Origin of the sequence: Enterobacter cloacae complex sp. IR5450, from assembly GCF_049238665.1 — a bacterium.
Lineage (GTDB): Bacteria > Pseudomonadota > Gammaproteobacteria > Enterobacterales > Enterobacteriaceae > Enterobacter > Enterobacter hormaechei_C.
In genome coordinates this window covers 1-13914 of the sequence record NZ_JBMKIC010000040.1, presented here as the reverse complement: position 1 = coordinate 13914, position 13914 = coordinate 1, and the positions used below count along the sequence as shown (strand labels likewise).

At 55.9% G+C, this 13914-nt stretch carries 13 protein-coding genes; 3 read left to right on the top strand and 10 right to left on the bottom strand.

From position 1 onward, the window contains the following. Nucleotides 1–130 precede the first annotated feature (130 nt). Entirely contained in the window at nucleotides 131–1051 is a 921-nt protein-coding gene (ldtB, locus tag ACOTYB_RS21680; protein WP_003858435.1) for a L,D-transpeptidase, read from the top strand. Nucleotides 1052–1092: 41 nt separating this feature from the next. On the opposite strand, the gene ACOTYB_RS21675 is transcribed toward ldtB, so the two are convergent. The 10 genes from ACOTYB_RS21675 to mntR all read right to left on the bottom strand — a co-directional run bounded on the left by ACOTYB_RS21675 (nucleotide 1093) and on the right by mntR (nucleotide 11630). Beyond that, nucleotides 1093–1809 (bottom strand): GntR family transcriptional regulator, encoded by a 717-nt coding sequence (locus ACOTYB_RS21675; protein WP_032657805.1) that lies wholly within the window; start codon nucleotides 1807–1809, stop codon nucleotides 1093–1095. Between the two features lie 14 nt (nucleotides 1810–1823). Next, nucleotides 1824–3146, bottom strand: a complete 1323-nt coding sequence (locus ACOTYB_RS21670) for a PTS sugar transporter subunit IIC (protein ID WP_220153674.1) — start codon at nucleotides 3144–3146, stop codon at nucleotides 1824–1826. A 51-nt stretch (nucleotides 3147–3197) separates the two neighbouring features. Further along, nucleotides 3198–4574, bottom strand: a complete 1377-nt coding sequence (locus tag ACOTYB_RS21665) for a glycoside hydrolase family 1 protein (RefSeq protein WP_045343617.1) — start codon at nucleotides 4572–4574, stop codon at nucleotides 3198–3200. A 150-nt stretch (nucleotides 4575–4724) separates the two neighbouring features. Next, on the bottom strand, nucleotides 4725–5231 hold the full coding sequence (locus ACOTYB_RS21660) for a YbjP/YqhG family protein (RefSeq protein WP_220153673.1): 507 nt from the start codon (nucleotides 5229–5231) through the stop codon (nucleotides 4725–4727). Then, the gene (locus ACOTYB_RS21655) at nucleotides 5231–5599 is read right to left on the bottom strand and encodes a hypothetical protein (protein ID WP_045343619.1); all 369 of its coding nucleotides are present in this window, start codon (nucleotides 5597–5599) and stop codon (nucleotides 5231–5233) included. Before ACOTYB_RS21655 ends, ACOTYB_RS21660 begins: the two co-directional genes overlap by 1 nt. Nucleotides 5600–5763: 164 nt before the next feature. After that, nucleotides 5764–7287 (bottom strand): efflux transporter outer membrane subunit, encoded by a 1524-nt coding sequence (locus ACOTYB_RS21650; RefSeq protein ID WP_220153672.1) that lies wholly within the window; start codon nucleotides 7285–7287, stop codon nucleotides 5764–5766. Beyond that, complete coding sequence (locus tag ACOTYB_RS21645; protein WP_409249044.1) at nucleotides 7287–8858, bottom strand: DHA2 family efflux MFS transporter permease subunit; 1572 nt, start codon at nucleotides 8856–8858, stop codon at nucleotides 7287–7289. Before ACOTYB_RS21645 ends, ACOTYB_RS21650 begins: the two co-directional genes overlap by 1 nt. Further along, nucleotides 8855–9949 (bottom strand): HlyD family secretion protein, encoded by a 1095-nt coding sequence (locus ACOTYB_RS21640; protein ID WP_015571057.1) that lies wholly within the window; start codon nucleotides 9947–9949, stop codon nucleotides 8855–8857. The genes ACOTYB_RS21645 and ACOTYB_RS21640 overlap by 4 nt, the downstream gene beginning before the upstream one ends. Nucleotides 9950–10050: 101 nt before the next feature. Beyond that, nucleotides 10051–11160: an anion transporter gene (locus tag ACOTYB_RS21635; RefSeq protein ID WP_023315683.1), complete on the bottom strand. Its 1110-nt coding sequence runs from the start codon at nucleotides 11158–11160 to the stop codon at nucleotides 10051–10053. Further along, nucleotides 11157–11630, bottom strand: coding sequence for a manganese-binding transcriptional regulator MntR (gene mntR / locus ACOTYB_RS21630; protein ID WP_022650657.1), 474 nt, complete (start codon nucleotides 11628–11630; stop codon nucleotides 11157–11159). The genes ACOTYB_RS21635 and mntR overlap by 4 nt, the downstream gene beginning before the upstream one ends. Before the next feature lie 183 nt (nucleotides 11631–11813). On the opposite strand from mntR, the gene mntS reads away from it, so the two are divergent. Continuing rightward, on the top strand, nucleotides 11814–11942 hold the full coding sequence (mntS, locus tag ACOTYB_RS21625; protein WP_017384915.1) for a manganase accumulation protein MntS: 129 nt from the start codon (nucleotides 11814–11816) through the stop codon (nucleotides 11940–11942). Between the two features lie 269 nt (nucleotides 11943–12211). Continuing rightward, nucleotides 12212–13795 (top strand): phosphoethanolamine transferase, encoded by a 1584-nt coding sequence (locus tag ACOTYB_RS21620; RefSeq protein ID WP_409249042.1) that lies wholly within the window; start codon nucleotides 12212–12214, stop codon nucleotides 13793–13795. Nucleotides 13796–13914 lie beyond the last annotated feature (119 nt).

Genomic DNA, 13914 nt, shown 5'->3' with positions numbered 1-13914 from the left:
AAAATCGAAAAAAATGTGATTTCGTACACATCTGAATTCCCAGTTAACGGGAATGCACATATAATGCGCTCCCATTACTGATTCAGACTTATCAACTCATCGCCAGAATGGCTTAGATACCTCGCATAACATGAACATGAAATTAACAACGCTTTTTGCGGCGGCGTTAGCCGTAGTAGGTTTTTGTAAGACCGCGTCTGCGGTGACGTATCCCCTGCCGACAGACGGAAGCCGTCTGGTGGGTGAAAACCAGGTGGTGACGGTGCCGGAAGGTAACACTCAGCCGCTGGAATACTTCGCGGCGCAGTATCAGCTCGGCCTGTCTAACATGCTGGAAGCGAACCCGGGCGTTGACCCGTATCTGCCGAAAGCGGGTACCGTACTCAACATTCCACAGCAGCTGATCCTGCCGGATACCGTGCACGAAGGTATCGTAATTAACAGCGCCGAAATGCGTCTGTATTACTACCCGAAAGGCACCAACACCGTGATCGTTCTGCCTATCGGTATCGGTCAACTGGGTAAAGACACCCCGCTGAACTGGACCACCAAAGTGGAGCGTAAGAAAGCGGGCCCAACCTGGACGCCGACCGCCAAAATGCACGCTGAGTACATTGCTGCCGGTGAACCGCTGCCAGCCGTTGTGCCTGCCGGCCCGGATAACCCGATGGGTCTGTACGCGCTGTACATTGGTCGTCTGTATGCCATCCACGGTACAAACGCCAACTTCGGTATCGGCCTGCGCGTAAGCCACGGCTGCGTGCGTCTGCGTAATGAAGACATCAAATTCCTGTTCGATAACGTGCCGGTTGGTACGCGCGTGCAGTTCATTAACGAACCGGTGAAAGCGACGTCAGAGCCGGATGGCAGCCGTTACATTGAAGTGCATAACCCGCTGTCCACCAGCGAAGATCAGATCAACAACAACGAAATCGTACCGATTAAGCTGACCAGCGCGGTGCAGTCCGTCACCTCTCAGGCGGATGTTGACACGACCATCGTTGACCAGGCGATTCAGAACCGTTCCGGTATGCCGGTGCGTTTAAACTAATCGTGATAATTAAAAAAGCGGACCTTGAAGTCCGCTTTTTTTTATCCGTTATTCACGATAACGATGCCGCCATGGTCATAGCGATAGTGACAATGGGCGTACTCCAGCGGCGTACCATCTTCCAGATAGATCACCTGCTCTACCTCCAGCACCGGGTCGGTTGGCTCGCAGACAAGGTGCTGCATATCCAGCGCACTGGGCTTCAGCGCCCGCACCACACGATACGATCCCATGATCTTCAGCCCCAGCGTCTCCTGCACATACCGGAATACCGAACTTTCAAGATGGGTTTTGTTCAGACCGGGGACCAGATTGAGCGGCATTACCGTGGCGTCCAGAGACATCGGCTCACCGTTCAGTAAACGCAGACGGATAAAGTCATAGATCGGCGTATCCGGATTTATCATCAGCGATGCCTGCTCTTTCTCGTTCGGGAAACGCAGTTCGAAGTGCACAACCTGACTGCTCACCGTGCCTAAATGTTCCCAGGTTTTGGTCGCCCCGAAGTAGTCGCTGCCGGAGAGATCCCACTGGGAAAGCTGGAGGAAATTTTTGCGGATGAACGTGCCCTGCCCCTGTCGGGTATAGACCAGCCCTTCGACAATCAGCTGACGCATCGCCTGCTGAATGGTCATCCGGCTGGTGCTGAACTCCGCCGCCAGCGCGAACTGGTCCGGCAGCGGTTCATTGGCGGCGTACTGCTGGCTGATGATGCGTTTTTTAATTTCCCGCGCTATGGTGATGTACTTCGCCGCCATCGTCCTTCCTTAAATTAGTGTTCTGTCCCGCTGTTTTTTAAAGCCACTCGCTCGGCAACTTTGAGGAAAGGCAGGTAGAAGAATACACCAAATACGATGATTGCCAACTGCACCACTACCGCGCGCCAGTCCCCCGCCGTCGCCAGCCAGGCGCTGAGAATTGGCGGCGTGGTCCACGGGATCATCACCACGCAGCGCGACATGAACCCCAGCGTGGTACAGAGCCACGCAAAGTAAATCCCGATAGCAGGCAGCAGCACAAACGGGATCATAAGCGGCAGGTTAAAGACTATCGGCAGGCCGAAAATCACCGGCTCGTTGATGTTAAACAGACCCGGCGCCAGCGACAGACGCGCCACCTGCTTCGCTGATTTCTGTCTTGAGAAGATGAAGATAGCGATCAGCAATGAGATTGTGCTGCCCGTCCCGCCCACCATGCCAAAGGTCGGCACAAAGATGTTGTTGATGATGTGCGGGATCGGCTGGCCGTTGGCGAAGGCCAGCATATTTTCATTGGTATTGATCAGCAGGAACGGCTCCAGCACCACGCTGTTGACCACCGACTGATGAATACCGAGCGTGAACAGGAAGTTACCGAAGCTGTAGATGAAAATCGTCCCGGGCAGACTGGTGTTGATCAGCCGCAGCGGCTGCTGAATAAATGTCGTAATGAGATGGATCAGATCCGTGTGCAGCACGTTCGCCAGTATGGCCGCCAGCACCGCAAACAGGGAGAGCGTGAGGATCGTCGGGATCAGCGCGGTAAAGGATTTACTCACCGCTGGCGGTACGTTCTCCCCGAGCGAAATGTGCAGCGCCTTCAGCCGTGAAATGGCGATAAACAGCTCGGTTGAGAGCAGCCCAATCAGCACCCCGGCGAAAATCCCGGTGGAGCCAATATTGGTGAACGTCAGCACCTGGGTGACGTTCACCGTGGCGTCGCTGCCGACGGGGGTAATCTGTAAGCGCATCGGCATCATGATAATGAAACTGCTGACGGCGATAACCACTGCCGAGACCGGATTGTCGAAATCTTTGTTGCGCGCCAGCGACCAGGCAATCATCGGGGCCAGCAGCAGCGCGGCGATGTTCAGCGTGCCGTTGATAATCGCCTCGCCCCACACCTTAAACTGCGTAAGCGTGTCGCCCGCAAAAATCCACGGGAACACCACGTTATTCACCAGCACCGCCAGACCGGCAAGGATGAAAATCGGCATTACCGTGGCGAAGGCATCGCGCAGGGAGCGAAGATGCACCTGGTTTGCCAGGCGCGCCGAGAACTCTACAAATTTATCGACAAAAGTCTGCATGTGCGGTGTTATTTTTGTTTCAGACATAGCGGAGTGTTCCCATTAATCAGTCACAAAAACGGCCCGGCAGCGTACGGCTTACATCTCGCGTCCGTTGGTATGGATAACCTGTTTTAACCACGCGTAGCTCTTCTTCGGCACGCGCTTCAGGTCTTTCAGGTCGTGATTTTCACGGTTGACGTAGACCACGCCGTAGCGCTTGCGCATGTCACCCTGCGAGCTGAGAATGTCAATCAACCCCCAGCCGAGATAGCCCATCACCTCTGCCCCATCCTCGAATATTGCCGCTTTCATCGCCTCGATGTGCGCCCGGTGGTAGTCGATGCGGTAGGTGTCCTCAATCGGATTCACGCCATCCCAGGACTCAATCACCCCAATACCGTTCTCAATCGGGAATACCGGCATCCGCCAGTCGTTGGCGTAGCGGGTGATGATGGTGCGAAAGCCCAGCGGATCGATCTGCCAGTTCCACTCGGTGGCCTTCAGGTACGGATTGTTTTTCTCGCCGTGCAGCAGGTAATAGTTAACCGGCGTGCCTTCCGGGATGGCATCGCTGTCCAGCGTTTTGCTGGCGTAGTAGCTGAAGGCCATAAAGTCGTTCTTCGTGCGCGCAAACAGCGCGAGATCGTCTGCGCGGTAGATATCGCCGAAGCCCTCCTGCTCCACCACCGCCATTACCGCCGGGCTGTAGCCCTGGCCCGCGAAGACGCGCAGCAGGTTCTGGTTGAGGAATTCGTCGTACTGCTGGGCGCAGAAGATATCGCGCGGTTTGCAGGTGGCCGGATAAATAAGCTGGTGCGCCAGCATGCCGCCCATCAGCTTGCCCGGCTTAGTCTGGTGCAGGTATTCGGTCAGAGTCATGTGCGCCACCATCGCATGGTGCTGAAGCTCATACAGCTCACGCAGGGTTTGCTCACCTTTCATGTAACCGGAAATGCGAAAAGCTTCCGGCATATGGAAAATGTTCTGCTCGTTGAAGGTCAGCCAGTACTTCACCCGGTCAGCGAAGCAGTCGATCATCTTTTTGCCGTAGCGGATAAAGGCGTCCACCACGCGGCGATCGTTGAAGCCGTTGTACTCCTGCGCCAGCGCCAGCGGCATATCGAAGTGGTAGAGACAGACCATCGGCTCGATACCGCGGGCGAGCAAATCGTCAATAAAGCGGTCGTAAAAGGCGATGCCCTCGTCGTTGAACTCGCCGTCACCCTGCGGGCAGATGCGGCTCCAGGAGATCTGGAAGCGGTAGCAGTTTATGCCCAGATCCTGCATCAGGTCGAAATCTTCCCGGTAGCGGTGGTAGGAGTCGGTCGCCACTTTCCAGTCAGAGATGTTTTCACCGGCTTCCCGAATGTCATACACCGACATCCCCTTCCCGCCCTCATTCCAGGCCCCTTCCGTCTGCATGCTGGATACCGAGTTGCCCCATAAAAAGTTGGCTGGCAGTGATTTGTTCATGGTTGCTCCCTTTATGACTAGTCATTTAAATTTCATGACTAGTCATATAGGCGAAGATGAAATGTCGATCAAAGGTATGGATCGTTTTTTGTGAGGTTGATGGAAATAAAAAGCCCCGGCAGTTGCCGAGGCTAAGTTCCTGTTTAACGTTTAAAGCCCGCTTTCGGCTGCAATTTTTGCCTGGGCAATTACTCCGGCATTGAATATGGGATGCTCGTGATTGTTCGTTAAGTCACGAACGCGGTAGATTTTCCATGCATCATCTTCACGACGAAGAAATACTTTAAGGTGAATGCTCCTCCCGCCACCTGCCCCTTCCATCACCTTGACTACTTCCCCGTTTAAAAATGGCCTTGCGTTTTCCACCCGTAACGCAGGTATCCATTCGCGGGCGTAATCCTGGGTATACGTAAAATAGTCAGACTCTATTAATTCTTGTTCCGGGATTTCCTGAATAGCACCAATGCGAGCAATAGTATCAGCAGAAACATATTTACGCAGTTCGTCGGCAGGATAGGGCCTGGCTTCATTACTGCCGAATGCACAAAGATAGGATTTATAAAATGATTCGGTAGTATCTTTCGCACTCTGATCTTGACTGGCAGCAGAACTACATCCCACCAGCAACATAGCGACTGATAAAAATATCCTTTTCATCAATGCATCCTGTAAATTTTAAAGGATGGTTGCATTTTGCGGTACCCAGGCCCCGGATACATGCTTTTTTGAACAAAATCAGAAATCCACTGCGTGCCGTCATACATAGTCATGTGACCTATGCCGTTTCCTCCGGGATAAGGCTGTATCACAGCCACATCGCCAGCTATTAAAGTCGAACCGGGCGGCAGCTCACGGAATCCAGCACGTAATAATTCCGCCCCAGAATCTTTTGCATAATCTGTATTAGGCACCTTAACACCTCCAGCCAGAATCGCCAGACGGGTAAACTTAGCACATTCACTATGAGAGTGCCCCAGCGCGTGTGAACGAAGATACGAAACAGCAACATCTTTATTCCAACTCATTCTTAGTTCCCTTAAGTAAGTAAGAACGGAATTATTGTGCCAGTCATTAACCTGATGTTGGTTAAATAATGCTTAAATTTGTCCGGCCAAAATATTAATTTCGCGCCCAATAAAAAGGCCGGATTCGCTGCGCGGATCCGGCCAGAGTCATCGCTGTTAAAAGATTATCCGCGCGGGGCGTCGCCAAAGACGCTGTAGTCTGGGAGCCGCACCTGCTGATACGGCTCCCAGCCGCCGCCGAGGGCTTTGTAGAGCGCCACCAGGTCAAGCGCGCTCTGCACCTGCGCCTGCGCCCGCTGCTGTTCGGCCTGAGCGAGCTGACGCTGGGCGTCCAGCACGTCAATAAAGCTGGCGATCCCCTGCCGGTAGCTGTCGCTGGCGAGATCAAAGGCGTTTTGCAGCGCGTCGATGGTTTTCGCCAGGCCCGCTTCACGCTGCTGGTCGGTGCGATAGCTCACCAGCGCGTTTTCAACGTCGCCGAGCGCCGTCAGCACCGTCTGACGATAGTCCAGCACCGCCGCCCCCTGCTGCGCGCGCGCCACCTTAACGCTGGAGACCAGCCGACCGCCCTGGAAAATCGGTATGGAAACCTGCGGGCCAAAGCTGTAGAAGTGGCTGCTCCAGTCGGTTAGCCAGTTGGATTCGCTGTTGCGCAAGCCAAACTGCCCGGAGAGGGTAAAGCTCGGGAACAGCTCTGCCACCGAGACGCCAATCTGCGCCGTGGCGGCATGGAGATTCGCCTCCGCTTCGCGCACGTCCGGGCGACGGCGTGCGAGGGTGGACGGAATACCGGTCTGCACAATATCCGGCAGGGCAAGCATCGGCTGTACGGATTGCAGTTCGGCATCCAGCGCGCCCGGCGGCTTACCAAGGAGGATCGCCAGCCCGTTCATCGCCTGGCGTTCCTGCGCCTGATACTGCGGCAGCTGGGCTTCAAGATTGCCCAGCTGCGCCCGGGCGTTCTCCACGTCCATCTGCGGCGACAGCCCGCCCCGCTGGCGGCTTTCGGTCAGATCCAGCGTCTGCTGTGCGCTTTCAATTTGCGTATTAAGCGTGGCAATGATGCTCTGCGCCCCACGCAGCTGTAGCCACGCCCGCGCCACTTCGGCTTCCAGCGAGACCAGCGCATCGTTACGCTGCTCGATCGCTGCCCGCTGCTGCGCCTCGGCCGCTTCTACCTGACGGCGCACCTTGCCCCACAGGTCGATTTCCCACTGGGCGTCGAAGCTGCCCTGATAGAGGTTAATCGGCTGCGTCAGCGGGCCTAACGCGCCCCGCAGTTCAGGATCGACATTATTCAACTGGTCGTACACACCGTGGGATTTTAGCTCCCCTTCCAGCCCAAGCTGCTGGCGCGTCGCCTGCACATTGCCATTCACCGACGGGAAAAACGCCCCGCCGGCCTGGTTAATCTGTTCGCGCGCCCCGGCAATGCGTAATACGGTTTGCTGTAGCGTCAGATTTCCGGCGATGGCGCGTTCAATCAGGCTGTCGAGCTGCGGCGAGCCGAAGGTTTTCCACCAGCGCGGGTTAGTGGCGGCGGAGGAAGTTTGCGATTTCACCGCGCTGTCGCCCTTATCGTTCCAGTGCGTGGTGGCGAGCGGTGCAGGCTGTTGGTAGTCCGGCCCGACGGCGCAACCCACCAGCAGCATCATTATCATCAGGGGGTGTAAACGTCTGTGTATCATCAGTGTGCTCCTGCACTCCCCTCGCTCTTAACCGGCGAGAGCAATAAACAAAACGGAATCAGTAATAAGGCCACCGCGCTCAGAATGGTGAAGACGTCAATGTAGGCCAGAAAGCGCGACTGCTCGATCATCGTCTGGTACATCCGTCCAGTGGCAATGCCGGTCGGATCGCCCACCTGAGTGGTGAAGTTCTGGATCGCCTGGGCGCTTTCGCGAATCGCCAGCTGGAATTGCTCGTTAAACGGCGAAGCGTGGTAAGCCAGATGCGCGCTGTGCGCCTGCGAGCGCTCGGTGATCGCCGCCGTCGATAGCGAAATCCCAATAGAGCCGGCCACGTTGCGGAACATGGTAAACAGCGCCGCCGCGTCGGCGTTAAGCCGCCTCGGGATCGAGATAAAAGCAATGGTGGTGAGGGGCACAAACAGGAACCCCAGTCCAATCGACTGAGCGCTGCGGAACAGCACCAGCGTTTCGAAATCGATATCCGGCGTCAGCGTGCGGGACCAGAAGAACGACACCGCCAGGCAGGTAAAGCCAAAGGCAATAATCCAGCGCGTCTGCACCACCGGCATCAGCTTCAGCACCAGCGGGATGGTCAGCACAATCAGTACCGCGCCGGGCGAGAGCACCAGCCCGGACCAGGTGGCGGTATAGCCCAAATCCTGCTGCGCCAGCTGCGGAATAACCACCGAACTGCCGTACAGGATCATCGCCATCCCCGCCATCAGCAGGCTGGAGATCGCAAAGTTGCGGTCCTTCATACAGTGCAGATCCACCACCGGCTTTCTGGCATACATCAGCCAGTAGATCGCGCCGATAATACCGACCAGCGTCAGTACTGCGAAGGTGCGGATAAAGTTCGAATAAAACCAATCATCATCTTCGCCCCGGTCGAGCATCACCTGCAAACAGCCAAGACCGAGGGCGATCAGGCCTATCCCCGTCCAGTCGACGGTGAGCTTCTCTTCCGACTTTTTCTCCCACGGCGGATCTTCCAGCAGCTGATAGATGGCCAGCACCGTCACAATCCCTACCGGGATATTGATAAAGAACACCCAGCGCCAGGAGTAGTTATCGGTGATCCAGCCCCCCAGCGTGGGGCCGAGTACCGGCGCGACGATAATGGCAATGGATGAAAGGCCAAAGGCTTTGCCCCTGTCCTCCGGCTTAAAGTAATCGAGTTGCACCGACTGCTGGGTAGGCTGCAACCCGCCGCCAAAGAACCCCTGCATCACGCGGAACAGGATGATTTGCCATAGCTCGGTGGCGATACCGCACAGGAACGAGCAGATGGTGAACATCACAATGCAGATCAGGAAGAACTGTTTGCGGCCAAACAGGCGGCTGAGAAAGGCCGAAATCGGCAGCACGATGCCGTTCGCCACCAGGTAGCTGGTGAGCACCCAGGTGGATTCGTCATAGCTGGCCGAGAGCGAGCCCGCGACGTGGGGCAGCGCCACGTTGACGATGGTGGTGTCCAGAATTTCCATAAACACCGCCAGGGTGACCACAATCGCCACCGCCCACGGGTTACTGGCTGGCTTCCAGTTATCGTGGCTGTGATCCGTCATTCCACGGTGACCTTCGGTTCAACCGACAGCCCCAGCGGCAGCGGCTTGTTCGGATCCAGCCCTTTATCAATCACGATTTTCACCGGTACGCGCTGAACGATCTTCACAAAGTTACCGGTGGCGTTTTCCGACGGGAAGGCGGAGAAGCGCGAGCCGCTGCCCTGCTGGATGCTGTCGATATGGCCTTCCAGCTCCATATCCGGCCAGGCATCGACGGACACGGTCACTTTGTCGCCCGGCTTCATGCGCTCAAGCTGCGACTCCTTGAAATTCGCCACCACCCACACGTTCGGGGAAACCAGCGAGAACAGCGCCGTGCCGGCCTGCACCAGCGTACCGGGCTGGACGTTGCGTTTGGTGACGAAACCGTCGAACGGGGCGCGGACTTCGGTATAAGAGAGGTTCAGGTTGGCGGTTTCCAGCTGCGCTCTGGCCTGATCGACCTGCCGTTCGCGGGCTTCGACGTTGGTCTCCTGCTGGCGGATTTGCAGCTGGACCTGCTCCGCCACCTCCAGCTGCGCCTGGGCGCTGGCCAGCCCCGCCTGCGCACTGCGCAGCTGAGCGTTCGCGGCATCGATACTTTGTTGCGTGGTCGCGCGCGGGTCAACGCCGCGCTGACGGCGGTACTCCGCCTGCGCGTTGGCCATATCCGCCTGGGCTTTAAGTACCTGGGCTTTGGCTTCATCACGCTGGGCGGGATATTGCACCTTCGAGAGCGCCAGCTGCGCCTGGGCCTGATGCAACTGCGCAACCGCCAGCCCAAGCTGGGCCTGAGCCTGATCGCGCTGAGCGGTGGTATCACGCGGATCGATCACCACCAGCACATCCCCTTTTTTCACGCGCTGGTTATCCCGTACGCGAAGTTCTGTGACGTAGCCTGCCGTTTTTGGGGCAATGGTCACTACGTCGCCATCGGTGAAGGCGTCGTCGGTGGTCTCTTCGTTACGGGTTAAAAACCACCAGACCAGCGCCACAATCACCATCACGATGACCACGATACCAAGGATAATTAACGGTTTTTTCCCCGGGCGCTTGCGTTCGTTATTGTTTTGATCCTGCTCGTCAGCAGGTGGGTTTTGATCTTCTGCCATAGTTCAGCAACGGTCCTGTCAGTGAGCGGCATCACACTATGCCGTTCACTAAAGCTAGGACGTTGCTATACATTTGCCAGGAAAAACTGACAAATTGCGCACTATATGAGAAGGAATAGTCCGAAACCGACCGCCGCTGACCAGAGCAGCATCGGGATTGACCATAAATGGAAGCGCCACCAGATGCGGCGATCGTTGGCCATCCGCAGGGCGATGAGGTTAGCCAGCGAGCCGGGCAGCAGCCCAAAGCCGCCGACGTTGACCGCCCACGCCAGCAGTACCGTAGGGGGAACATAGTTAAGCAGCAAAATGGTGGACGGCACGTTACTGATCACCTGCGAGAGACCAATCGCCGTCAGCCATAATCCCGGCTGCGACAGACCGCCAACGCTATGGAGAACGTTCTGCAATACCGGGAGCTGGATCAGCAGATGGACGTCAATAAACATCGCCATAAACACCAGCAGCAGCGTCCAGTCAACGCTCACCAGCACCCGCCGGGCGAGGAACAGGAAGCCACACGCCACCAGCAGCGCGCCAGCCAGCGCCTGGTTTAATTCCAGCGCGATAAGAAAAACGATATACAGCCCCAGGCAGCTCCAGACGAGACGCGGCTGCCACTGGGGGCCGGTTGTACCGCTGTGGTACTGCAACGATTTATTCGGGAAAGCAAACCAGCCCACCGCCAGCAGCGACGCCACGATAGCCAGCGCCAACGGCGCCATCTGCCCGGTAAATGCGGTAAACGACAGGCCGGAGCGTCCCCACAGCAGAATGTTCTGCGGGTTACCGATCGGCGTGAGCAGCGAGCCCGCATTGACGGCCAGCGCTTCAAAGATAATCAGACGGGTAACCGGTATTTCGCACAGTTTACGCAGCGTGAGCGTAAGCGGCACCACGATAAACAACGCCACGTCATTAGTGAGAAACGTCGACAGCAGCGCCGCCGAAAAGACCATGAACAGGGCCAGCTTGCGCTCGGTGGCGAAGCGGCGCACCATTTTGCGCCCCAGCACGTCAAAATAGCCGCTCAGCTCCACGCCTTTGGTGAGCATCATCAAACCGCTCAGGGTAATAATGGTGCGCCAGTCTATGGCCGCCGGCCAGGTGTGCGGCGTGAAGGGCACAAAGACGCTGAGCCCAACGCCAGTGATAAGTAAAAGATGGAAAAAGCGATCGCGTTTCAGGGCCTGCAAGCCGGGGATGTTCATTCAGCGGAGGGACCGTATTTGAGCGTAAATTCGCGGAACTTCACCAGCGTCTCTTCGCTGACGTGGTGTTCCATACCTTCGGCATCCCGACGGGCAATTTCCGGGCTGACGCCCAGCACCAGTAAAAAATTCTCGACGATCTGATGGCGCTCGCGGCTCTCCTGCGCCAGTTTTTCGCCTTCAGCGGTGAGAAACACCCCGCGCCAGGGGATCATCTCGATCAGCCCGACCGACGCCAGACGTTTTAACATTTTGGCAACGGTTGGCTGCGACACCCCAAGGCGTGCGGCCATATCCACCTGGCGCGCTTCTCCAACCTCACGAATCAAATCAGAGATCAGTTCGACATAATCATCAATCAGCTCCCGGCGATGCGCCTCGCGCACCTGGCGGAAGCCTTCCACATGCTCTTCAACGTTCACCAGTTGCGTCGTTTTTTTTGTTGTTGGCTTACCTGCGCGACGGTTCATTGTGCTTCCTCAATGGGGTTGACGCTTCCAGCGCCCTGTAACGGAGCGCACATTGTAAACCATAGCTCTACAAGCACAAAAAATTAACGAATTAGCCATAGCTATACAATATAGCCTGTGCTATATCTGTATGTAATGCAGTCACCCTTCACGGATCGAAGGGATCATGAATCAGGAGGTCTTATGAACGAATTCAAGAGGTGTATGAACGTGTTTACCCACTCTCCTTTTAAAGTGCGCCTGATGCTGTTGAACATGCTGTGCGATATGTTTAACGCCAAACCCCAGCAGGACGACAACTCTTCCCACTAAGCGGCGTCGCGGTACGCCGCTTCATTTTCCTGTCACACTTTCGCTGTAAGCTGGCCTGTTCCCGATTATTTTTGCGTATTTGCAGCCCCCTTCGCAAAACATCTGTTTAGCAACTGTTGACCTTAATTCACGCTCGCACTATCTTCTTGCAGCCCTGCACAATTTGCGGCTCGCTGAAGCGGACCTCTCATTCCCTTTCCACGCACTGTCCGGCAGGCTTTGACCCTTGACGCCAGGGTGAGCACATGGCGTTTTCGTGATAGTGATCTATGAACGTAACCCTGATTGATACACTTGTTACCCGCAGCCGGGGCTTAAGCCCGTGGACGGGATTCTATTTTTTGCAATCGCTGTTGATTAACTTTGCTCTTGGCTACCCCTTTAGCCTGCTTTATGCCGTCGGGTTCACCTGTATTCTTCACCTTCTCTGGCGAAGCGCACCGCGCATGCAGAAGGTGCTTATCGGGATCTGTTCTCTGGTTGCTGCCGCCTATTTCCCGTTTGGCCAGGCCTATGGCGCGCCAAACTTTAATACCCTGCTGGCGCTCCACTCCACCAATATGGAAGAGTCCACAGAGATCCTGACGATCTTTCCGTGGTACAACTACGTGGTTGGCCTTTTCATTTTTGCCCTCGGCGTGATTGCGGTTCGCCGTAAGCCCGTCGGGAAAAAGGCATGGGGTAAAATTGAAAGCCTGTGTCTGGCCTTTAGCGTGGTGACGTTTTTTGTTGCGCCGGTACAAAATCTGGCCTGGGGCGGCGTGTTTAAGCTTAAAGATACCGGGTATCCGGTGTTTCGCTTCGTTAAAGACGTGGTGGTGAATAACGAGGAAGTGCTCGACGAGCAGGCACGTATGGCCGAGCTTTCCACCATGAAAGACACCTGGAACGTGCTGGCGGTGAAACCGAAGTATCACACCTACGTGGTGGTGATCGGAGAAAGCGCGCGTCGCGATGCGCTCGGCGCGTTTGGCGGTCACTGGGATAACGCGCCGTTTGCCAGCGCCGTTAACGGTACGCTGTTTACCGACTACGTGGCGGCCAGCGGCTCGACGCAGAAATCACTCGGTCTGACGCTCAACCGCGTGGTGGATGGAAAACCGCAGTTTCAGGATAATTTTGTCACCCTGGCCAACCGGGCAGGTTTTCAGACATGGTGGTTCTCTAACCAGGGACAGATCGGCGAATATGATACCGCCATCGCCAGCATCGCGAAGCGTGCCGATGAGGTACAGTTCCTGAAAAGCGGTGATTTCGAAGCCGATAAAAACACAAAAGATGAAGCGTTGCTAAAAATGACGGCGCAGGTCTTTGCTACTCAGCGCACCCAGCCGCAGCTGATTGTCCTGCACCTGATGGGGTCACACCCGCAGGCATGCGATCGTACCGGGGGAAAATATGCGGAGTTTGTGCAATCCAAAGAGACGTCCTGCTACCTCTACACCATGACGCAAACCGACGATCTGCTCAGCAAGCTGTACGGGCAGCTGCGCAACAGCGGCGACAGCTTCTCGATGGTCTATTTCTCTGACCACGGCCTGGCGTTTAAGGAGCGCGGTAAAGAGGTGCAGTATCTGGCCCATGATGACAAGTTCCAGCAGAACTTCCAGGTACCGTTTATGGTGCTGTCGAGTGATGACAAAACGCATCGCATTATAAAAGCGCGCCGTTCCGCGAACGATTTCCTGAAATTCTTCTCACAGTGGACGGGGATTAAGGCGAAAGAGATAAAAAATGATTACCCGTTTATCTCCGGGAAGAAGGGCCCGCCAGTTTACATTACCAACTTTAAGTTACAGAAAGTCGACTATAACCATCTTGGGACGGATATTTTCGATATTAAGAGTAAGTGATCTCTGCCGTTTCGTGCGGGCTGATGCCCTCACCCTGGCCCTCTCCCACGGGGCTGAGGGTTCCCCAGAAAAATGAAAAGCACGATGAAGTGTGATCTACTGGTTGCGCTAACAAATCA

Coding starts and splice junctions, on each gene's coding strand:
- ldtB (WP_003858435.1), top strand. CDS start 131: ATGAACATGAAATTAACAACGCTTTTTGCGGCGGCGTTAGCCGTAGTA.
- ACOTYB_RS21675 (WP_032657805.1), bottom strand. CDS start 1,809: ATGGCGGCGAAGTACATCACCATAGCGCGGGAAATTAAAAAACGCATC.
- ACOTYB_RS21670 (WP_220153674.1), bottom strand. CDS start 3,146: ATGTCTGAAACAAAAATAACACCGCACATGCAGACTTTTGTCGATAAA.
- ACOTYB_RS21665 (WP_045343617.1), bottom strand. CDS start 4,574: ATGAACAAATCACTGCCAGCCAACTTTTTATGGGGCAACTCGGTATCC.
- ACOTYB_RS21660 (WP_220153673.1), bottom strand. CDS start 5,231: ATGAAAAGGATATTTTTATCAGTCGCTATGTTGCTGGTGGGATGTAGT.
- ACOTYB_RS21655 (WP_045343619.1), bottom strand. CDS start 5,599: ATGAGTTGGAATAAAGATGTTGCTGTTTCGTATCTTCGTTCACACGCG.
- ACOTYB_RS21650 (WP_220153672.1), bottom strand. CDS start 7,287: ATGATACACAGACGTTTACACCCCCTGATGATAATGATGCTGCTGGTG.
- ACOTYB_RS21645 (WP_409249044.1), bottom strand. CDS start 8,858: ATGACGGATCACAGCCACGATAACTGGAAGCCAGCCAGTAACCCGTGG.
- ACOTYB_RS21640 (WP_015571057.1), bottom strand. CDS start 9,949: ATGGCAGAAGATCAAAACCCACCTGCTGACGAGCAGGATCAAAACAAT.
- ACOTYB_RS21635 (WP_023315683.1), bottom strand. CDS start 11,160: ATGAACATCCCCGGCTTGCAGGCCCTGAAACGCGATCGCTTTTTCCAT.
- mntR (WP_022650657.1), bottom strand. CDS start 11,630: ATGAACCGTCGCGCAGGTAAGCCAACAACAAAAAAAACGACGCAACTG.
- mntS (WP_017384915.1), top strand. CDS start 11,814: ATGAACGAATTCAAGAGGTGTATGAACGTGTTTACCCACTCTCCTTTT.
- ACOTYB_RS21620 (WP_409249042.1), top strand. CDS start 12,212: ATGAACGTAACCCTGATTGATACACTTGTTACCCGCAGCCGGGGCTTA.